Annotated in this window: 23 protein-coding genes and 1 pseudogene; 5 read left to right on the forward strand and 19 right to left on the reverse strand. The window is 68.9% G+C overall.

The annotated features are described in order from the left end of the window. Window position 1 precedes the first annotated feature (1 nt). Window positions 2-307: a GNAT family N-acetyltransferase gene (locus tag QM721_RS08945; protein WP_415122052.1), complete on the forward strand. Its 306-nt coding sequence runs from the start codon at window positions 2-4 to the stop codon at window positions 305-307. Here the strand turns inward: QM721_RS08945 and QM721_RS08950 are convergent. From QM721_RS08950 to QM721_RS08975, 6 genes are all read right to left on the reverse strand, one after another. After that, the gene (locus QM721_RS08950; RefSeq protein WP_415121099.1) at window positions 255-644 is read right to left on the reverse strand and encodes a type II toxin-antitoxin system VapC family toxin; all 390 of its coding nucleotides are present in this window, start codon (window positions 642-644) and stop codon (window positions 255-257) included. The two genes, QM721_RS08945 and QM721_RS08950, sit on opposite strands and share 53 nt — an antisense overlap. Further along, complete coding sequence (locus QM721_RS08955; protein WP_415121100.1) at window positions 641-871, reverse strand: type II toxin-antitoxin system Phd/YefM family antitoxin; 231 nt, start codon at window positions 869-871, stop codon at window positions 641-643. The genes QM721_RS08950 and QM721_RS08955 overlap by 4 nt, the downstream gene beginning before the upstream one ends. Before the next feature lie 133 nt (window positions 872-1004). Beyond that, window positions 1005-1838 carry a hypothetical protein gene (locus tag QM721_RS08960; RefSeq protein WP_415121102.1) on the reverse strand — a complete coding sequence of 278 codons (834 nt, stop codon included), beginning with the start codon at window positions 1836-1838 and terminating at the stop codon, window positions 1005-1007. Then, on the reverse strand, window positions 1835-2626 hold the full coding sequence (locus tag QM721_RS08965; RefSeq protein ID WP_415121104.1) for an ABC transporter ATP-binding protein: 792 nt from the start codon (window positions 2624-2626) through the stop codon (window positions 1835-1837). The genes QM721_RS08960 and QM721_RS08965 overlap by 4 nt, the downstream gene beginning before the upstream one ends. Window positions 2627-2742: 116 nt before the next feature. Further along, window positions 2743-3399: an ABC transporter ATP-binding protein gene (locus QM721_RS08970; RefSeq protein WP_415121106.1), complete on the reverse strand. Its 657-nt coding sequence runs from the start codon at window positions 3397-3399 to the stop codon at window positions 2743-2745. Continuing rightward, complete coding sequence (locus QM721_RS08975; protein WP_415121108.1) at window positions 3396-4133, reverse strand: hypothetical protein; 738 nt, start codon at window positions 4131-4133, stop codon at window positions 3396-3398. The genes QM721_RS08970 and QM721_RS08975 overlap by 4 nt, the downstream gene beginning before the upstream one ends. Before the next feature lies 1 nt (window position 4134). Between QM721_RS08975 and QM721_RS08980 the strand changes: the two genes are divergently transcribed. Further along, complete coding sequence (locus tag QM721_RS08980; RefSeq protein ID WP_415121110.1) at window positions 4135-4932, forward strand: hypothetical protein; 798 nt, start codon at window positions 4135-4137, stop codon at window positions 4930-4932. Here the strand turns inward: QM721_RS08980 and QM721_RS08985 are convergent. The 4 genes from QM721_RS08985 to QM721_RS09000 form a co-directional block, all read right to left on the reverse strand. Beyond that, a complete protein-coding gene (locus QM721_RS08985) occupies window positions 4880-5239 on the reverse strand; it encodes a hypothetical protein (RefSeq protein ID WP_415121111.1) in 360 nt (119 codons plus the stop codon). The genes QM721_RS08980 and QM721_RS08985 overlap by 53 nt on opposite strands. Before the next feature lie 57 nt (window positions 5240-5296). Beyond that, window positions 5297-5710 (reverse strand): hypothetical protein, encoded by a 414-nt coding sequence (locus QM721_RS08990; protein WP_415121112.1) that lies wholly within the window; start codon window positions 5708-5710, stop codon window positions 5297-5299. 195 nt (window positions 5711-5905) lie between these two features. After that, window positions 5906-6487 (reverse strand): stage II sporulation protein M, encoded by a 582-nt coding sequence (locus QM721_RS08995; protein WP_415121113.1) that lies wholly within the window; start codon window positions 6485-6487, stop codon window positions 5906-5908. Window positions 6488-6585: 98 nt separating this feature from the next. Beyond that, on the reverse strand, window positions 6586-6846 hold the full coding sequence (locus QM721_RS09000; protein ID WP_415121115.1) for a hypothetical protein: 261 nt from the start codon (window positions 6844-6846) through the stop codon (window positions 6586-6588). Between the two features lie 138 nt (window positions 6847-6984). On the opposite strand from QM721_RS09000, the gene QM721_RS09005 reads away from it, so the two are divergent. After that, on the forward strand, window positions 6985-8154 hold the full coding sequence (locus QM721_RS09005) for a sensor histidine kinase (RefSeq protein WP_415121117.1): 1170 nt from the start codon (window positions 6985-6987) through the stop codon (window positions 8152-8154). After that, window positions 8151-8807, forward strand: a complete 657-nt coding sequence (locus QM721_RS09010; protein WP_415121119.1) for a response regulator — start codon at window positions 8151-8153, stop codon at window positions 8805-8807. Before QM721_RS09005 ends, QM721_RS09010 begins: the two co-directional genes overlap by 4 nt. 353 nt (window positions 8808-9160) lie before the next feature. Here QM721_RS09010 and pheT read toward each other — a convergent pair whose 3' ends face one another. The 7 genes and pseudogenes from pheT to QM721_RS09045 all read right to left on the reverse strand — a co-directional run bounded on the left by pheT (window position 9161) and on the right by QM721_RS09045 (window position 16108). Then, window positions 9161-11698, reverse strand: a complete 2538-nt coding sequence (gene pheT / locus QM721_RS09015; protein ID WP_415122054.1) for a phenylalanine--tRNA ligase subunit beta — start codon at window positions 11696-11698, stop codon at window positions 9161-9163. 6 nt (window positions 11699-11704) lie between these two features. After that, a pseudogene (gene pheS / locus QM721_RS09020) lies at window positions 11705-12799 on the reverse strand (phenylalanine--tRNA ligase subunit alpha); the annotation flags it as partial. Window positions 12800-12992: 193 nt separating this feature from the next. Continuing rightward, window positions 12993-13820 (reverse strand): TrmH family RNA methyltransferase, encoded by an 828-nt coding sequence (locus QM721_RS09025; RefSeq protein ID WP_415121121.1) that lies wholly within the window; start codon window positions 13818-13820, stop codon window positions 12993-12995. A gap of 96 nt (window positions 13821-13916) precedes the next feature. Then, window positions 13917-14282 carry a 50S ribosomal protein L20 gene (rplT, locus tag QM721_RS09030; RefSeq protein WP_415121123.1) on the reverse strand — a complete coding sequence of 122 codons (366 nt, stop codon included), beginning with the start codon at window positions 14280-14282 and terminating at the stop codon, window positions 13917-13919. 71 nt (window positions 14283-14353) lie between these two features. Further along, complete coding sequence (rpmI, locus tag QM721_RS09035) at window positions 14354-14560, reverse strand: 50S ribosomal protein L35 (RefSeq protein WP_415121125.1); 207 nt, start codon at window positions 14558-14560, stop codon at window positions 14354-14356. Between the two features lie 28 nt (window positions 14561-14588). Next, window positions 14589-15344 carry a translation initiation factor IF-3 gene (gene infC, locus QM721_RS09040; RefSeq protein ID WP_415121127.1) on the reverse strand — a complete coding sequence of 252 codons (756 nt, stop codon included), beginning with the start codon at window positions 15342-15344 and terminating at the stop codon, window positions 14589-14591. A gap of 266 nt (window positions 15345-15610) precedes the next feature. Next, a complete protein-coding gene (locus tag QM721_RS09045) occupies window positions 15611-16108 on the reverse strand; it encodes an SseB family protein (protein WP_415121129.1) in 498 nt (165 codons plus the stop codon). A 60-nt stretch (window positions 16109-16168) separates the two neighbouring features. Between QM721_RS09045 and QM721_RS09050 the strand changes: the two genes are divergently transcribed. Next, entirely contained in the window at window positions 16169-16597 is a 429-nt protein-coding gene (locus tag QM721_RS09050) for a hypothetical protein (protein ID WP_415121131.1), read from the forward strand. Window positions 16598-16854: 257 nt separating this feature from the next. Here the strand turns inward: QM721_RS09050 and QM721_RS09055 are convergent, their stop codons facing one another. Both QM721_RS09055 and hisG read right to left on the reverse strand, forming a co-directional pair. Beyond that, entirely contained in the window at window positions 16855-17355 is a 501-nt protein-coding gene (locus tag QM721_RS09055; RefSeq protein WP_415121133.1) for a PH domain-containing protein, read from the reverse strand. Between the two features lie 10 nt (window positions 17356-17365). Further along, the gene (hisG, locus tag QM721_RS09060; RefSeq protein WP_415122056.1) at window positions 17366-18211 is read right to left on the reverse strand and encodes an ATP phosphoribosyltransferase; all 846 of its coding nucleotides are present in this window, start codon (window positions 18209-18211) and stop codon (window positions 17366-17368) included. Window positions 18212-18594: the final 383 nt, after the last annotated feature.

Below are 18594 nucleotides of genomic sequence, written 5' to 3' on the forward strand. Positions count from 1 at the left end.
AATCCTCTCCTCGTCGCGCCAGGAATCGGGCACCGACTGGGATGTCGGACGCCTGATGGTCGCCCCCGATCTGCAAGGCCAGGGCCTCGGACGGATGCTGCTACACCGCATCGAACGCCAAGAGACCCCGTCCTCCGGACGCCGGGCTACGAGGTCGCCTGCGCAAAGCGACATCGCCTGTGCAGGAACACAGGCGATGTGCCTTTCAGCAGGCGATGTCACGACGGAAGGCTGGGGTCCCCAACGCGTCAAACTCACCAGAGCGTGCGGAGACCCGGCAGCCCCCGGAACGCCGCATCGTCGGTGATCAAAGTCATCGACTCGATCATCGCCTGGGCCGCCAGCATTCGGTCGAACGGATCACGATGCGCCCAATCCAGGTTTCCGCTGAGCAGACAGTGTTCCTCGGTCAACGGCAGCCGGACGGCCCCGAGGCGATCCAGGTGCCGTGCGTAGCCGCCGATCACCGCGTCCGCCTGCGGCAGCTTGCCGATTCGATGCTTGGTCGCGATCTCCCACGCGGACGCCGCCGAAGCGACGACTTGCGATCTGCGGTCGGCGATGACGCGGGCAGCCTCGGCGCCGAGGCGCGACGGCGCGGTCAACGCCCAGAGCAGCGTGTGGGTGTCCAGAAGGTAGGTCACACCGAGCCCTCCCAGGCGGCGAGTTCCTCCTCGGGCAACGGCTCGAAGAACGACTCGGGCACCTGGTAGGCGACGAAGCCGAGCTCCCGCTCCTCGGCTTCCTTCAGCGGGACCAGCCTCGCGACGGCCCGATCACCGCGGGAGATGACGATCTCCTCGCCGCGCTCGACCGCGTTCAGCAAAGCGGACAGGTGCGTCTTCGCGTACTGCACCTTCACCACGTCCATGACTCGAGACTAGAGGACTGACTAAGGTTGATCAACCAACCTCAGTCACTACATCCGGAGGCGGTGACGCCGGGTCAGCTCACCCGAACCTGCGCAGACCCGGCAGTCGATGCTTGGTCGCGATCCACCCCCACTACCCCTGATCGGCGGGATACAGCGAACGCCGGCGCATCACCAGCAGCCAGATCACTGCGCCCGCCGCGAGCCAGGCGAGCAGCAGCAGAGCTCGGACCGCCAGTCCATCGACCGGGGCGTCCATCAGCGAGTTGCCGTCCGGAACCCAAGTCAGCAACCGGGAAGCCAACTCGGTGGGCAGGACCCAGTCGATCAGGCCCACCGCCCCGGCCGAGACCTGCTGCACGGCACCTCGTACCAGGCCCACCAGCACGAACGGCACCATCAGCCCGGCTGCCACCGCGAGTCCCTTGTTGCGTGCGAGCAGAGCCAGCACCAGTCCGAACTCGAAGTGCAGCAGCAGCGCCGCGGTCAGGGCAAAGGCGGACATGGCCCAGAACGACCAGGAGCCGAGAGCGGCCGTCCCGGGCTCGGGAACGCCGATGATGATGCAGGCGAGCATCGCCGACGCCGTGCACAGAATGGCCAGCACCGCCGACCACATGGCACCGAACAGCAGCTTCCCTCCCGGCTGCGCCCAGGTCCGTCCACCGGCCAGTGTCGTGGCGAGCAGCCCGCTCGAGGCGTCTGAGATGTAGGCCTGCAATCCGAGCACGACCATCAGGGCGAGGGCGATGGTCTGATTGCGCTGCGCCAGCGCGATCACCTCCGTCGACGACGCCGCCACCCCCTGGTCGCGCAACCAGCCGAACGCCGCCAGGAACAGCCAGGGCACGGCGACGGCGACGCCGACCGCGACCCCGGCCAGCACCCGATTGCGTCGTACCGTGATGACCTTGACCGTCTCGGTGACGCACTCCCGCCACCACGCCGACACCGCACCGGCACTCATGCCGCCACCCCCGCCGGGATTCCGGCTGCCGCAACGGCACCGTCGAGCGTGGCCACCTCGTCCCACACGCCGGCGATCGGGACGCCGTGACGCTGCGACAGCATCAACACCTCGGCCATGGTCCGGCCGACGATCGCCAGCCGTCCGTCCGGCTCGACGTCGACCGGGGATTCCCACTCCCGTACCACCAACTCGGCGAACCGCCGCGGCTCGCCCGTGTCCACGATCACCCGTGCCGGACAGGACCGGGAGATCAACTCATCCACCGGCCCAGCGAAGGCCACCCGTCCCGCGGACAGTGCCAGCACCTCACTGCTGCATCGCTGCAACGGGGCGAGCTCGTGGGACGAAACCACCACGATCCGGCCCTCCGCGGCGGCTTGGCGGACCAGTTGCTCCAGGATCGCCACCCGCTGCGCGTCCAGTGCCAGGAAGGGCTCGTCCAGCAGCAGCAACGGTGCCCTGGACGCCAGCGGCGCGAGCAGACTGACCGCCCGCTGCTGTCCGAGCGACATGGCACGCGGACGGCGGGGCAACAACTCGACCAGACCCAAGCGCTCCACCAGCGTGGCCAGCCGGGCGGCGTCCACCAGCGGCTGCCGGGCCACGACTCTGAGGTGGTCGCGCAGCGACCGGTCGCGATGGTAGCCGGGGTGCGTCGTCATGAGCGCGGCCGGCACCAGCGGCGCCACCGTGCCCCGCACCGGCACCAGACCGGCCAGCACGTGGAGCAGGGTGGACTTTCCGCTCCCGTTGGGGCCGACCAGGGCATACGAGCAGGCCGCCATCGAGCCGGAAGCTCACCCCGTCCAGCACCGCCCGGGTGCCGCGGAGCACCGAGACACCGGCGGCCACGACGAGATCGGGGGGGACGTCCGGTGGCGCGATCCGGCGCGGACCCGATTCAGCCACGATGCACCTCCCGCAGGTCGAATGGTTCCCCGATGAACTGGCCGACGGCGGGTCGGGCTCCCAGCGGCGCCGGCAGCTGGTGCGACGTCATCACCAGCAGACGATCACCGGCCCGCTCGGCCATCAGGTCGATCATCTCGTCGACGGACGCCTCATCAACGCCGTTGAACGGTTCGTCGAAGCACCACACCGGCTCGGCACCGGCCCAGTTGCAGGTGAACCAGGCCTTCTTCAGCGACCCGGTGGACAGCGAATGCGGCGCCTTGTCCAGGTGCGGCTCCAGCCCCAGTCGCACCGCCAGCGCAACCAGCTCGTCCAGCGACCCACCGTAGCGGCGCGCGTACAGGTGCAGGTGATCGCGAACCGTCACCCCCGGCACCAGGGCCGGGTCGGCCCGGATCAGCCGGAGCGTCGACGCCCGGCGACCGATCCGAACCGGCAGGTCGCCGATCACGATGTCGCCGCTGAACGGTTTCAGGTAGCCGGCGAGAACCTCGAACAGGGTCGACTTCCCCGCCCCGTTGGGTGCCACCAACTGGAACCAACCCGGGCCGTTCAGCCGCAGCGAGAGGTCGGCCAGCACCGGTTCTCCGCGCCAGTAGCCGGCGTTCAGTCCGGTCGCCCCGATCCCGTGGCGACCAGCTCTCATGGCCTGCTCCGAGGCAGCCAGCGAGTCAAACGTCGTGGATATAACCATGTGAACACTCCTGCGAGTATGAGCGGCAACGGCCAACCCGCCGCCGGATGGATGGTGAACAGGAACCAGCCCCCGATGACCAGCAGGGACTGCAAAAGAGCGAGGATCAGCAGCCGCGACTCGGTCAAGCCGTCGGCGCCCGGTTGCGCCACCAGCGCGTCGGTGGTCAGCGTGGCGATCGGGGCCAGCACCACCACGCCGAGGGCCACCGGCAACGGGGCCCCGGCCCCGGTCAGCAACAGCAGCGAGATCGTCGCCAGGACGGGTGCGGACGCCGCGTAGGTCACCCCGGCCAGCCCGGCGGTCAGCCGGTGCGGCGAGCAGCCCATCTCGACGTGGTGACGCAACCGCATCAGAGCGGCGGACGGGCCGTTGGCGGTGAGCCGGGTGACGCAGAATCCCATCAGTGCGGCCACCAGGACGATGCCCACCACCTGGCTGGGCAGGGCGCTCGCGTCGAGCCCGGCCGCCGGCAACAGCACGACCGCGGCCACCGACCAGCGCAGCTCGGCGGCGTCCCATACCCCGAACAGCCAGCGCGGACCGGTCACCGGGAAGAGCCCGCCGACCGTCCGGGAGGCGAGGGTTCCGCCCAGCCGCGGGGCGGGGACGACCGTGCTCTGAAACACCCCGCCCCCGGCGACCGCCCGGGCCAGCAGCAGGCCGCCCGCGCCGGCGACGATCACGATGGAGCAGCTCGACCAGCACCGGATGGGTGACCAGCCAACGCGCGATCTGGGCCACCGTCGAATCCGCCGGCCCCTGGCTCCACAACGGCCGGAGCATCCGGATCAGGAACCCGGCCATCGTGCCGAGCAACGCCGCCCCGAGCAGCCGGGCCAGCACCGGGCCGACCGAACCATGCACCGCGTCCTTGATCCGCCGGAGCCGCCGAGCGGCCACACCCAGCCGGACCAGTTCGACGGCGACGGGCGTCCCGAGCAGTTGCACCGTCAGCAGGTGCTCGGCATCGGACAACGTTTGGACGGTGGCCAGCGCTGCGACCGGAGCCAGGCTCAGCGCCAACACCGGCAGTCGCGGGATCACCTCGTGGCTGAGGATCACATCGCGGCAGGACAGGCCGAGCCCCTGCCACACCGCACGGTCCTGCCGAGCGGCCGTCGGGTCGGTGGAGGCCAGGCCCAGAATCTGACCGATGCCGAGGGTCGTCACCACCAGCAGCGGCAGTGCGCAGGCGAAGACGAGATGCGTCGCGTCGGTGAGTCCGTCCGGGCCGGGGCCGAAGAAGCCCGGCACCTGCCGCACCGCCGTCGCGGCGGCGTCGCCGAACTGATGCACGGCCGCGAACCCGAGCAACCCGATCCCGACCGTGAGGGTAGCCAGCACGATGCTGACCAGGATCGGGGGAATCGCGACCGAGAAGCGAGTGAGCAGCCGAACCAGCCAGAGATCCCAGGCGGCCGCCAGCGGGTCAGCGGGCGAAGTGCGAATGCGTTTCATCCCGCATCCTGTCGACCTTCGTGATCGCGGCCCAGAGCGCCACGACGCACATCACCAGGGAAGCAACGTTCAGCAGGGCCTCCGCGGGCCCGGCGAACAGCCAGGCAGTCGCGTAGACCATCACACCCATGCTGCCGAACGCGACCAGAGCCAAACCGGGCCGCCGGCCGCCGAACGGCAACAGTAACAGCAATCCGGCTATCACGGCCAGGTCGAGTACGGCGGCGCCGACGAATTTGGGGTCGGTATTGCCGGCCAGCAGGCCCTGCACCATGACGACGGCAGGTACCGCCATCACCAGCAGGGTGACAGTCGTGACGATCGTGAACATCCGGGAGAACATTCGAACCTCCTATGAACTGATAGAAGACGTACTGATAGACGAAACTCAAACGAACGGCAGAAAGGCGGCCAGTGCAAAGTCCGCGATCCGGTAACGTGCCCGGACCGGGCGGGGGGACGACAGCATGGCGAGTATCACCAGCGCCGGATACGCCACCAGGAACAACGGCGTGGTCCACGGCTGGATGACTCCGGTCGCCGCGGTGATCAGATCGGGCACCGTCAGCCCGGCCAGGGCGACGCCGCTCAGCCACGACGGGAACACCACCGCGGAGTCCGGGTGCCGAGTCGGCAACCGGGAGGCCAGTCGGCGAATCAGGCCCAGGGCGACCAGCGACAGGATCAGGCCGAGAGCCAGGCCCATCACGGTACCGATGGTCAGCGCACCGGCCAGCATGTCGGGGGGAATGTCACCGAGATCGGGGGCCTTGTCCAGGTTGGCGAGCACATGATCGCGCATCGCCGGAAACTTGGCCGCGTGTGCAGCCGCGATCAGGGCCGCCGCCAGCCACCAGAACCGACCGCCGGTCGGGCGCGGTTCAGGCTCGACTGGGGGTTCGGGACGACTGTCCGCACGGGGTCGAGTACTACTCATCTGGGTCACTTTCGGCTCCTTAGTGGTGTGTGGTGTGATTGATGGCGGGCGGCCCAAGGGTCAGACGATTCCGGTGCGGAGCGCCGTCCAACCGATGGACGCGGTCTCCACCCCTGCGGCCAGCACCAGGACGCTCAACGCCACGACGAATGTCCGTAGGGCTCGAGGCAACGATTCGCCCCGGGCGGCGGTGTTCCCGGTGGCTCGGCCGACGACCGCGAACAGAGGGATCAAGCCGGCCGCGCCGGCAAGAACGAAGCCAGCCAACTCCAACGGGGTGTAGGCCCAGCTGCGGAGCAACGTCTCGGCCACCCCCAGCGCGGCCGCCGAGATCGCCATCGACCAGCCGAGCATTCCCCCGACCAGAAGCAGGAACACCCCGGTGGTGATGCCGAGGGTGACCGCGCCGGAGAACAGCCCCAGCGCGACCGCCGAGTTCCGCAGCAGGATCGTGGTGAAGGTCTCCCAGCCGGCCTCGGGCAGCACACCAGCGTCGGAACCGACCGCGCTGCCGGCGCTGCCGTGGCCGACCCCTATCGTCAGTGCGGCGCTGGCGCCCACGATCACCGCCGCGACCAACGTCTCGCGCCAGGGAACTGCCGGACGAAGATGAGATAATGATCGCGGTATCCGATTCGTCATAACGGGACTCCTTCCGAGTTTTGTTGCGAATGAGGGGATTCCGATCGGGTCGAGGGAGAGGCGAATGCGGCTCGCCTCTCCCTCCTCCCTGCGTCGTCTCAGGCGATAACGGCAGCCTTGCCGGCCCTCCAGGCGATCAGCTTGAGGACGCCCCACAGGCCGGCGCCGACGATTCCGCCGGTCGCCGCGATGGCGACCAGGAACATCGCCCAGCTGCCGGCGTCGACTGCATTGGCGATCGCCTTCGCGGTCTGACGGCCGATACCGAAAGTGCCGGTGAGCCACATCGCGCTCACCGCGCCGATCACCACCCCGGTCGCTGCCACGATCACGGCGACGGCGGTCTGGATACGGTTCATTTGCGTTCTCCTTCCGGGAACTGCTGTTCCCACCCTGGGAACGAGCGCCTCGAGAATGACCCGATCGAACTGGTCGCCGAATCCACCTTGCGGACCGACCTGACGGTACTTTCGTGCCGTTGATGCGAGACTGAGCGCGTGTCGCCGACCGACCCCCACCTCGCCGCAGCGCTGCGCGGGCCGCTGTGGCGACGGCCGAACCGGATTCCGCGAGGCTCGCTGACTGCGACTGCGGGGTTGTTGGTCGCCATCTCGGTGCTGCTGTTCGGGGACTGGAGTTCGCCGGTCACAGGCCTGCTGGAGATCGCCCTGTGCATCGCGGCAGGCAGTTCCGGTCGATGGCTGCTGGGCGGAGGAACCGCCACCGGCGTGCTGTTGAGCCTGCTGTCGGCATACCCGCTCGACGTCAGCCGTCCCTCGACACTGGCCGTGGTCTTGGTGCCGGTCGTCGCCAGCAGTCGCGGGAGCTGGAAGCTGCTCGGTTTGTTCGTGGCCTGGTACCTGCCGATCCTGGCCCTTATCGAATCCGGCGGACTCGCCCACTACGTGGGCGGGCTCACTGCCTGGACGTTCGCCCTCGGCATCGCCGTCCTGGTCGGCTGGCAGTCGCACCGGTTGACCCTCGCCCGGGACCGGCTGACCCGAGACCGCGCGCTCGCCCTTCGCGCGCAACGCCGCGCGATCGCGCGCGATCTGCACGACACCGTCGCCCAGGCCACCACCGCCGTCGTGGTGCGCGCCGAAGCGGGCAAGCTGCGTCCGGGAGCCGACCCTGAGACCATCGCCGACCTCGACTACATCGCGTCCGTCGCACGGCACAGCTTGCGCGATCTGCGTGGCATGCTGGCGGCGATGCGCGCCGCCGACGGCGAAGCGGAACCGGCCACCACCCTGCATACCGAGACGTTGGATCAGCTTCTCGATCGGCAGGTGGCTGCGCTCAAGCACGCCGGCTTCGACGTCCGCGTGCTGGTGCAAGCCCGGGTCGACGAGTTGCCCGAGTCCGTCCGCTACACCCTGAATTGCGTGGTCAGCGAGGCGACCACCAACATCCTGCGGCATGCCCGGCCGGGCTCGGGTTGCGCCGTCATGATCGGCGACTCCGACGACGAGCTCGACGTGGTGGTCCGCAACGAGACGGGCGGACGGTCGCCGGTGCCCACCAACCAGTTCGGCCTGGTCGGGATCGGCGAACGGGTCCGCGCACTCGGCGGATCGATCGAGGCCGGAGCGCGCGGCGGCACCTGGATCCTGCAGGTACGGATACCACTGGCCCCGCCGGCCGTGCAGCACGAAGGAGAATCATGAGTTCGGACGACGACACCATCCGCGTTCTACTGGTCGACGACGACCCCATCGTCCGAGCGGCGCTGGAGTCCTACCTTGCCCCGGCCCCCGACATGCTCGTCGTGGGCAGCCTCAGCGACGGGCGGCAGGCCGTCGAGGCCGACCTGAGCGAGGTGGACGTGGTCGTCATGGACGTCCGGATGCCTGAGTTGAACGGTCTGGAGGCTGCGCGTCAGTTGCGCGAGGGCACAGACAGCCGGCCGCGCGTCCTGCTGCTCACTTCCTTCGACGAGGAGGCGCTGGCACGTGAGGCGATCGTCGCCCAGGCAAGCGGGCTGCTGCTCAAGACCGCGACCCCGAAGGCGATCCTCGAGGCGGTGCGCGCCGTGCATCACGGCGCGACGGTGTTCTCCGACGAGCCGCTGACCCGACTGATCAGCGCCGACCGGCGGGCGGTGAGCGAGCCGCCGCCACACCTTCGCCTCAACCGCCGCGAACAGGAGATCCTGGAACTGCTGGCCCAGGCCTACTCGAACGCCGAGATCGCCGAGCAGCTCTTCCTCTCGGAATCCACGGTCAAGACCTACGTCTCGTCGCTGATGGCACAACTCGGCGTGGACAGCCGACTGAAGGCCGTCGTCCGCGCCTTCGAGTGGAACCTCGTCGAACGCTGATGGTCCGATCGGACAGTCCGGACGGCACTTCCGTCGGATCTCAAGGCGCCGGCTGTCCTTCTACCGTGCAATCGTCCATCACGGCCCGTCCCGGGCCACCCTTCGAGGAGGAGTTCACCATGAATTCTGTCCGACGCCTTTCGGTGTTGTTCGCCGCCGCTGTTCTCACTCTGCCGGCGATGACCGTCTCAACCACGCCATCCGGCAGCGAACGTTCGGCTCAGCCGTCGGGGATCTGCTGGCTGCTGCCGATCCTGCCCGGATGTTCGCGTCGCTGATCCAGTACCGATCCCGGGCGTGAGTCAGCTCCGCTGTCGCCGCCGCAGGTCTCGACGAACGCGACCAGCGATTGTTCAGGCGCGCTGAACCGCGTCGAAGCGACGCACCGCCTCGGCGACGGCGGCGTCCCGGGCGGCCGCGATCTCGGCGTCCTTCAGCGTCCGGTCCGGAGCCCGAAACCGCAACGCGAAGGCCAGCGACTTCGAGCCGTCCGGAATCTGCGAACCGCGGTAGATGTCGAACAGCCGGATCGACGCCAGCAACTCACCGGCACCGGCGACCAAGGCGTCAGTCACCTCGCCGGCGCTGATCGTGTCGGCCACCACCAGGGCGACGTCCTCCTTGGCCACCGGGTGCTGCGAAACCGACGCGATGCTGCCCGGTCCGGGCGCCACCGCCAGCAGCACATCAATGCTGATCTCAGCGGCCGCGGTCCTAGCCGGCAGCCCGAACGCCTTGCACACGCTGGGGTGCAGTTCACCGGCGTGGCCTAGCAGCACCTCCTCACCGTCCGGGGCGGCGACCAGCAACTTCGCGCAGCGTCCGGGATGGAACGGCGGGTAGGCGTCAGCCACGCGACGCACGCTCACCCCGGCCGCCTCGGCGGCGATCTCGGCGAACGCGATCGCGTGCTTCCAGGACGCCGGCTCGGCCGGGCCGTCCCAGCCGGCCGGACGCCAGGCACCGGTCAGCACCGCGGCCAGATGCCGCGGCTGCGCCGGCAGCGCGGCCTCGATCGCGGCCAACTCCTCATCGCTCGGACGCCCGTCGACACCGGGCACCGGGGCTGCGGCACCGCTCCCGGCCCGGAACACCGAGCCGGCTTCGAACAGGGCCAGGTCGTCGTTGCCACGCGAGGTGTTGCGCTGGACCGTGGCGAACAGGCCGGGCAGCAGCGACGTCCGCAGGTACGGGCTGGTCTCGGACAGCGGGTTCGCCAACCGGACGACGGCACGACGAGCGTCGTCCGCAGGCAGCCCCAGCCGGTCCAGATCCTCGGCCGATCCGAACGGCAGGGTCAGCAGTTCGGTGAAACCGTTGCCGGCCAGCGCCCGGACGATCGCCCGCCGGGTCACTTGCCCGGCGGTCAGTCCGCGACCGGCGGGAGGGGTCGGCAGGATCGATCCGATGGTGTCGAAGCCGATCTTGCGGCCGACCTCTTCGACGTAGTCGTAAGGGTCACGCAGGTCGCGGCGCCAGGTCGGCGGCCACAGTTCCAGCTCACCGTCGGACGCCTCGCTGACGGCCACGCCGCTGGCCCGGAAGATCTCCGCCACCCGCTCGGCGGGCACGTCGACACCCAGAATCTGCGAGGGCAGCTCCGTCCTGATTCGCTGCTTCGGCATCAGCGGAACAGCCCCGGTCACCGTCTCGGCTGCCGACAGCACACCGCCACCCAGCTCGACCAGGTGGCGCGCCACCAGATGCGCGGCCGCGTAGGTCGCGGCCGGGTCGGTGCCACGCTCGAACCGCTTGGACGCCTCGGACGGCAACCCGTGCCGCCGCATCGACCGCGAGATGGTGGACGGGTCGAACGCGGCCGCCTCGATCACGATGTCGGTGGTGGCGGCGTCGCATTCGGTGGTGGCGCCGCCCATCACACCGGCGATGCCTATCGGCCCGGAGTCGTCGGTGATCAGCAGATCGTCGGCGGACAAGGTGCGTTGCACGTCGTCGAGGGTGACGATCCGCTCCCGGGCGGACGCCCTGCGCACCCGGATCGGACCGGACAGCTTGGACGCGTCGTAGGCGTGCAACGGCTGGCCGACTTCGAGCATCACGTAGTTGGTGATGTCGACCGGCAGCGAGATGGGCCGCATGCCGGCCATGGTCAGCCGCTGCTGCATCCAGCGCGGGGACGGCGCGGTCTCGTCCACGCCGGTCACGGTCAGCGCGACGAAGAGCGAGCAGGCCGGGTCCTCGAGAACGACCGAGTAGCCGTCGGCAACCGGCGCCGGCACGGCCCTGTCGACCACGTCGGTGAACGACACACCCAGCGCCTGAGCGGCCTCGCGGGCCAAACCGCGGATCGACATGCAGTACGCCATGTCGGGCGACACGTTGATGTCGAGCACCTCGTCGCCCAGCCCCAGGTAGGCCGACGGGTCATCCCCCGGCACCAGACCAGAAGCAGCAGGAAGCACGATGATGCCGTTGTGATCGGTCCCGATGCCCAGCTCGTCCTCGGCACAGATCATGCCGTCGGAAAGGTGCCCGTAGGTCTTGCGTGAGCTCAACGTGAACCCACCGGCCAGCACGGTGCCGGGCAGGCCGACCACGACCAGGTCGCCGACGGCGAAGTTGTGCGCGCCGCAGATGATGCCGCGGACGCCCTCGGTCACCGGACGCCCCTCCACCGGGGCCGGCGGACTGGCCGGGGCAAGATCGGCGCCGACGTCCAGGTGACACCAGCGGATCACCTTGCCGTTCTTCTGCGGCTGATCGACGAAGTCGACGACACGTCCGACCACCAGGGGCCCGACGCCGGCGCCGAACTGCTCGACGGTCTCGACCTCGAGTCCGGCCCGGGTCAGCACCTCGGCCAGTTCCCGGCCAGACAGCCCCTCGGGCAGCGCAACCCAGTCGCGCAGCCAGCTCATCGGCGCCCTCATCGAGCAACCCCCTTCAACATGCGGCTGAATCGGAACGTCGCCCTCGACGAAATCGCGCAGGTCGGAGGCGTTGTTGCGGAACATCAGGGTGCGGTCGATTCCCATCCCGAACGCGAAGCCGCTGTACACGTCGGGATCGACACCGGCGGCGCGCAGCACCCGCGGGTTGACCACACCGCAGCCGCCCCACTCGATCCAGCCCTCCGACTTACAGGTGCGGCAGGGACGATCCGGGTTGCCGACCGATTCACCACGGCAGACGAAGCACTGCAGGTCGACCTCGGCGCTCGGCTCGGTGAACGGGAAGTAGTGCGGACGCATCCGGGTGCGGATGCCCGCGCCGAACATGGCTTGGGCGAAATGGTCCAGGGTGCCGCGCAGGTGGGCCATCGAAATGCCCTTGTCGACGGCCAGTCCCTCGATCTGGTGGAAGACCGGCAAATGGGTCGCGTCGTACTCGTCGGCGCGGTACACCTTGCCCGGGCAGACCACGTACACCGGCAGCTCACGATCGAGCAGCGAACGGATCTGCACCGGTGAGGTGTGGGTGCGCATCACCAGGTGACTGCTGACCGGCTCGACGAACAGCGTGTCGGTCTCGCCACGGCTCGGATGGTCGGCGCCGATGTTCAGCGCGTCGAAGTTCAGCCACTCCGATTCCAGCTCGGGCCCCTCGGCGATCTCCCAACCCATGCCGACGAAAACGTCGCTCATCAGGTCGATCAGCCCGGTGATCGGATGGATCGCGCCGGCCGGGTGCAACTCGACGGGCAGCGTCACGTCGACCGCTTCCTCGGCCAGCACCCGGGTCAGTTCTGCCGCTTCCACCTCGGCGGTACGGGCGGCCAGCGCCTTCTGCACCCGTCCGCGAGCGGCGCCGAGCAGCTGCCCGGCCTGCTTGCGGTCGGCGGGCGCGATGGCGCCGATCGCCCGGTTGGCCAGGGCCAGCGGCGACCGGTCGCCGGCGTGCGCCAGCCGTGCCTCCTTCAGCGCGGACGTCGAGTCTGCGGCTGCGATGGCGGCCAGCGCGTCGGCGACCATCGCGTCGATCGCCTCCGGGCGCAGCGCGTCGGCCGGATCGGATTGATTCGGAACTGACATGCGGCTGTTCTCCGTTGGTTGGGCCTGCGTTGGTTGATTGTGCACTGGTTGAGCTTGTCGAAACCCCAGGGTCGTCGTCGGCAGGAGGAGGGGTCTCGACAAGCTCAACCAACGATAAAACGGACGGTCTCGACAAGCTCGACCAACGATAAAACGGACGGTCTCGACAAGCTCGACCAACGATAAAACCTCGCTAGCCGGCGTCCACCCGAGTGTGCTGGGTGCTGGCGCTGGCATAGAGGCAGACAGCGGCTGCGGTGGCGAGGTTGAGGCTCTCAGCGGCACCGTAGATCGGTACCGCGACCGTGGTGTCGGCCAGCCGCAGGTGCTCGACCGGCAACCCCCACGACTCGTTGCCCATCACCCAGGCCGTCGGTTCGGCGAGCCGTCCGGTCAGGTCGGTGAGCTCGGTGCCCGCCTCTCCGTCGGTAGCGAACACCTGCAGGCCGGCGGCCCGGCAGGCCTCGATGGCATCGGCGAGGTCGACCCCGACCACCAGCGGCAGGTGAAAGATGCTGCCCACGCTGGCCCGGACGGTCTTGGGGTTGTACACCTCGACCGAATCGGACGACAGAATCACCGCGTCGGCCCCGAACGCATCGGCGCACCGAATCACCGTGCCGGCATTGCCGGGGTCGCGAATCTGTGCACAGATCACGACCAGTCTCGGGGCTCCCTCGAGCCCCTGCTCCAACGACACGTCGACCTGTCGGCAGACCGCCACCACGCCCTGCGGCGTCACCGTGTCGCTGATCGTGGCGATGTTCTGCTCGCTCACCGCGTAGTGGGTCGTCCTTGCCTCTCGGCACGCGGCCAGCAGGTCGACGTGGTCGTGCACAGCCGCCCACCGGAAGAACACCGCCTCGACGACTCCGGGCTGCTTGAGCGCCTCCCGCACCGCCTGCGGACCCTCAGCCAGGAACGTGCCCGAAGCCTTGCGCTCTTTGCTGCGCAGCAGCGCCCTGGCGGCGCGCAACACCGCCTGCGAGGGCTCGGGCAGTTCGAGGCGTTCCGATGACATGACTGGGCGGCTTTCTGGCGAGGGTTCGCCGGTGGGACGGCTCAGCGCGACACCACGGAGGGCTCCCGCGGTATCGCCGGCCGGGTGCGGGGGTGATCAGGCGGTGGCGCCCGCGTTGGCCTTCGCCAGCTCGACCAGCTTGCCGAACGCCGAGGCGTCGTTCACCGCGAGCTCAGCAAGCATCTTGCGATCGACCTCGACACCGGCAGCCTTCAGGCCGCTGATGAACCGGTTGTAGGTCATGCCCTCGTTGCGGGCCGCAGCGTTGATGCGCTGAATCCACAGCGAGCGGAAATCGCCCTTGCGGTCTTTGCGGTGCGCGTAGTTGTAGGTGGCGCTGTGGAGCAACTGCTCCTTCGCCTTGCGGTACAGACGGGACCGCTGCCCGCGGTAGCCGGACGCGGCCTCGAGGACCTCGCGGCGCTTCTTCTGGGCGTTCACCGAACGCTTGACGCGTGCCATGGTGGGTTACTCCTTGTGTTGATGGGTCCGGCCAGGCCGGACCTCGCGCGATGGCGCGGGTGGATCGTGGGTCAGCGGGCCTTGTACGAGCCGAGCAGCTTGCGGGCCTTCTTGGCGTCGCCCTTGGCGACCACCTGGTCGCCATCAAGGCGGCGGGTCTGCTTGGTGGGCTTGTGCTCGTTGAGGTGCATCTTGCCGGCCTGGCGGTGCATCAGCTTGCCCGTGCCGGTCAGCCGGAACCGCTTCTTGGCGCCCGAGTGCGTCTTCATCTTCGGCATGGTGCCGCTCACTTTCTTTTCGTGGGTCTCACAGGTCGATGTCGGGGTCCATGTTGTCGGCCGGACCCCGGCGCTTCTTGGTCTGGGTGGGGGCCTGGTGGGACGCCCGATGCTCGGCCTCTGCGCTGCGTTCGGCCTCGGCCGCCGCAGCGCGCTCGGCCATGCGAGCCTGCTTATTCGCCTCGGCGTCGACCCGCGCCTCGGACTTCTTCTTCGTCGGCGAGAGCACCATGAGCATGTTGCGGCCGTCCTGCTTGGGCGCCGACTCGACGAAGCCGTCCTCGACAACGTCGTCGGCGAGCTTCTTCAGCAGGTTGAAGCCCAATTCGGGGCGGCTCTGCTCACGGCCCCGGAACATGATGGTGATCTTGACCTTGTCGCCGGCCTTGAGAAAGCGCACGACGTGACCCTTCTTGGTCTCGTAGTCGTGGCTGTCGATCTTGGGGCGCAGCTTCATCTCTTTGATCACGGTGTTGGTCTGGTTGCGCCGGCTCTCGCGGGCCTTCTGGGCGGCCTCGTACTTGAATTTGCCGTAGTCCATGAGCTTGGCGACCGGCGGGCGGGCCATGGGAGCCACCTCCACCAGATCGAGATCGGCCTCGCGGGCGAGCCGCAGGGCGTCCTCGAGACGGACGATGCCGACCTGTTCGCCGGCAGGCCCGACCAAGCGCACCTCGTTTGCGTGGATGCGCTCGTTGATCCGTGGTTCGCTGATTTTTCCTCCAGGTGGTGCAGCGGATGGGTAGATCGCGTTTCGCCGACCAACGCAAAAGGCCCCCGCCACAAGCGGAGGCCCACGAAACACCCGGGTCGAACTGCCTGCGCAGCGACCTGGTTCGACCCGCCGGCCGGTGGCTGGACGGGTGGGAGTGTGGCACCCCACTTCAGCGGACCAGCCTGACGGCCGGTCGACGGCAGTGATTCTAGCTTGCCGGGCCGCAGTTCACCGAATCGCCGGCGACTCCGCCTCGCCCTCGGCCGGCCGGCACCCGTCGGCGCCAGGCGAGCGGGTGGTTCCTGGTTGGGCACACAAACTGCTGAGCGATCCGGTTAGCGGGCCACCGAGAGCCAGCCCCAGCCGTCGTCGACCCGCACCAGCCGGCGGCCCGACGCCAGTTCGGCCAACAGCTCGCTTTCGATGGCCAGCAGGTTCGGGCCGGCCACGTCGACCACCAGTGCCCCCGCGCCGGCCTCGACGGCGGTGGCAGCGGCGGCGTCCAGCGTGCACGGCACTGGACGGGCCTGCGGGTCGAAGGCCAACAGGGCGTCCAGGCCGGTGAAGGCGAGCGCCCCGCTGGCCCCGGCCGCCGAAGTGATCAGCACCGCCGCCAACTCGGCGTGCCGGTGGGGGTCGGGGCCAGGGCCGGATTCGTCGCCGTCGGCCACCACGGGCATCAACAGCCGTGCGGTGCAGAGGGCGGCCACCGCGGCGAGATAGTCGTCGGCGCTGGTCGAGCCGTCGGCACCCGCGAGCGCTGCACGCACCCGCTCGTCCGGCTCTCCGCGATCGCCGGCCCAGATGGAGTTCGGCTGCCCCAGAGTCTTCACGCCCCCAGCCAACCACACCCGGTTGTCGCGGTTGGCGGATTTTGCTGGCACCCTGACGGCATGGACCTCTCCGCCTGGGTGATGATCATCGTGCTGACCTGGACCGTGCTGGGTTTGCTGCTGGTGGCGGCGATCTGGTCGCGGGCTCCGTGGAAGGCGGTTCTGGCCTGGCTGGGCATCGCGCTGGTGCCGCTCGGCATCTGGCTGGTCGGCCTGTGGCAGCCAGCCATCGACGGGTGGAACACTCTCGCGCTGTGGTGGCAGTCGCTGGTCTTCACCCTGCCGGTGCTGCTCGGGCTGGGCGTGCTGGGGTTCGCGGCGTTGCTGTTGCTGGGCTCGCGGCTGGTGCCGACGCGTCCGCGCAAGCGCAAGCCGACCACCACGATTCCGCCGGCAACGATGCCACCGGCCTACCGGCAGCCGCCGACGTCCGGCACCCCGGCCGAGCAGACGCTGATCCTGCCCGAGAACCGGCAGGGTCTGTCTTGAGACCAGCCGACGCGGGCTCAACGGAGTGCTGATCAACACCACCACCGCTGGCTGAGCCTGTCTAGGGAAGCGGTGGTCAACGCAACCCTCGCCGGTCTACGTCGAAACCCCTGGCCAGAGCGCTCCGTCTGAGGTTTCGACAAGCTCGACCAGCGAAAACCCAGCGCTTCCCTCTTTGAGCTCGTCTGGTTGCTTACCTCGAAACCCCGTGCAGAACGGCACCCCTGAGGTTTCGACAGGCTCGACCAGCGAATTCTTCAGGCCTCGGGCGGAGTTTCGTACGCCTCGCCCAGCCGCCGGCGCAACTCGTCCACGCACTCTTCGGCGTAGTCGCGATCACTGCGCTGAATGCCGATCAGAGCGCGCTGCTCAACTTCGGAGCGCACGAGTACGAACGGCCACGGGTCACCGTCGCGGTAGCGAAAGGCCTTGATCTGGCTCCACGGCACGGCGTAGGTCTTGACGCCGTTGCGAAACCGCAGCCCGTCGGCGTCGGCGCGCACGTAGCTGAGCCCGATGCCCAGAGCCACGCCGACCATCAGCATCAGAAAGAAGATCAGGGTCAGCAGTTGCACGGGGGTGAACTGGTTCTGCACGTGCGCGGGCGTCATCACCCAGCCCAGAATCGAGGCGCACACCAGCGAGGCCGACAGCGAGATCCCCATGCGCAGCGATGCCCGGGGGCGGAAGATGATCGGGTCGGAGGTGCCCCGCGGCACGGCGCCGGACGACTCGGCGCCCGCGGCGTCGGCGCTCATCGGCCCGGCCTCACAGCCGACAGGCGACGATGCTCGTCACCAGAATCGCGTCGGCCCCCACGTCGTAGAGCCGGTCCATGATCTGGGGGGCGTCCTGCCGCGGAATCATCGCCCGCACCGCCAGCCACCCGGTCTTCGCCAGCGGCGACATGGTGGGGGCGTCCAGACCGGGGGTGATCGCGCAGGCGGCGTCGAGCTTCGACTCGGGCACGTTGTACTCGACCATGTAATAGTTGCGGGCAGTCAGCACCCCGGTGAGCCGGCGAACCAGCCGATCGAGGCCGTCGGGTTCGGGGGCGTCCGCGCGCTGGATCAAGATGGCCTCCGAGGTCATGATCGCTTCGCCGAACAGCTCCAGACCGGCACGCTTGAGCGTGCTGCCGGTCTCGACCACGTCGGCCACCGCGTCCGCCACACCGAGCCGTACCGACGACTCGACCGCGCCGTCCAGCTTGATCAGCCGGGCGTCGATGCCCAGACCGTCGAGATAGTCGCGCACCAGGCCGGCGTACGAGGTGGCGATTCGCTTGCCAGCCAGGTCGGGCACGGTCCAGCCGGCGCCACCGGGGGCCGCAAACCGGAACCGGGTGCCACCGAAGCCCAGCGGCAACACCTCGACGGCAGCGGCCGCGGAGTCGATCAGCATGTCGCGGCCGGTGATGCCCAGGTCGAGCGTGCCCTCGCCCACGTAGACCGCGATGTCGCGCGGACGCAGGTAGTAGAACTCGACGCCGTTGTCTTCGTCGAGCAGCACCAGGTCTTTGGTGTCGTGGCGCTGCCGGTAGCCCGCCTCGCGCAGCATCTCGGTGGATGCTTCAGACAGGGATCCCTTGTTGGGCACGGCGATCTTCAGCAGCGGGCGTTCAGACACCCGCACGACTCTACCCAGACTCGCGCCGCTCCGGCGCACGGGGCACGGGTATGGTCACCCGATCTCACCACGGTGTGCCGGTGAACACCCAACTCCCCACCCGACAGTCGTGAGAGAAACGCCGATTTCGCCGGTCGAGCTTGTCGACACCAATCTCGCCGGTCGAGCATGTCGAGACCCATCTCGCCGGTCGAGCATGTCGAGACCCATCTCGCCGGTCGAGCATGTCGAGACCCATCTCGCCGGTCGAGCATGTCGAGACCCATCTCGCCGGTCGAGCTTGTCGAGACCCCTGACGGACCACTGCTGGCCAGGGGTTTCGACAAGCTCAACCAGCGGGGGCGTTGATCAGCGATTCCTGGGTCAAG

Source organism: Micropruina sp., from assembly GCF_047602085.1.
In the GTDB taxonomy this organism is placed as follows: domain Bacteria; phylum Actinomycetota; class Actinomycetes; order Propionibacteriales; family Propionibacteriaceae; genus Micropruina.

What these genes read in the sequence shown, in the direction of transcription:
- QM721_RS08990 (WP_415121112.1), bottom strand. Translation starts at nt 5,710, where the DNA reads ATGCGCGATCATGTGCTCGCCAACCTGGACAAGGCCCCCGATCTCGGT.
- QM721_RS08955 (WP_415121100.1), bottom strand. Translation starts at nt 871, where the DNA reads ATGGACGTGGTGAAGGTGCAGTACGCGAAGACGCACCTGTCCGCTTTG.
- QM721_RS09050 (WP_415121131.1), top strand. Translation starts at nt 16,169, where the DNA reads ATGGACCTCTCCGCCTGGGTGATGATCATCGTGCTGACCTGGACCGTG.
- rpmI (WP_415121125.1), bottom strand. Translation starts at nt 14,560, where the DNA reads ATGCCGAAGATGAAGACGCACTCGGGCGCCAAGAAGCGGTTCCGGCTG.
- QM721_RS08980 (WP_415121110.1), top strand. Translation starts at nt 4,135, where the DNA reads ATGGAGCAGCTCGACCAGCACCGGATGGGTGACCAGCCAACGCGCGAT.
- pheT (WP_415122054.1), bottom strand. Translation starts at nt 11,698, where the DNA reads ATGAGGGCGCCGATGAGCTGGCTGCGCGACTGGGTTGCGCTGCCCGAG.
- QM721_RS08970 (WP_415121106.1), bottom strand. Translation starts at nt 3,399, where the DNA reads ATGAGAGCTGGTCGCCACGGGATCGGGGCGACCGGACTGAACGCCGGC.
- QM721_RS08965 (WP_415121104.1), bottom strand. Translation starts at nt 2,626, where the DNA reads ATGGCGGCCTGCTCGTATGCCCTGGTCGGCCCCAACGGGAGCGGAAAG.
- QM721_RS09010 (WP_415121119.1), top strand. Translation starts at nt 8,151, where the DNA reads ATGAGTTCGGACGACGACACCATCCGCGTTCTACTGGTCGACGACGAC.
- QM721_RS08960 (WP_415121102.1), bottom strand. Translation starts at nt 1,838, where the DNA reads ATGAGTGCCGGTGCGGTGTCGGCGTGGTGGCGGGAGTGCGTCACCGAG.
- QM721_RS08985 (WP_415121111.1), bottom strand. Translation starts at nt 5,239, where the DNA reads ATGTTCACGATCGTCACGACTGTCACCCTGCTGGTGATGGCGGTACCT.
- QM721_RS08995 (WP_415121113.1), bottom strand. Translation starts at nt 6,487, where the DNA reads ATGACGAATCGGATACCGCGATCATTATCTCATCTTCGTCCGGCAGTT.
- QM721_RS09055 (WP_415121133.1), bottom strand. Translation starts at nt 17,355, where the DNA reads ATGAGCGCCGACGCCGCGGGCGCCGAGTCGTCCGGCGCCGTGCCGCGG.
- rplT (WP_415121123.1), bottom strand. Translation starts at nt 14,282, where the DNA reads ATGGCACGCGTCAAGCGTTCGGTGAACGCCCAGAAGAAGCGCCGCGAG.
- QM721_RS09000 (WP_415121115.1), bottom strand. Translation starts at nt 6,846, where the DNA reads ATGAACCGTATCCAGACCGCCGTCGCCGTGATCGTGGCAGCGACCGGG.
- QM721_RS09025 (WP_415121121.1), bottom strand. Translation starts at nt 13,820, where the DNA reads ATGTCATCGGAACGCCTCGAACTGCCCGAGCCCTCGCAGGCGGTGTTG.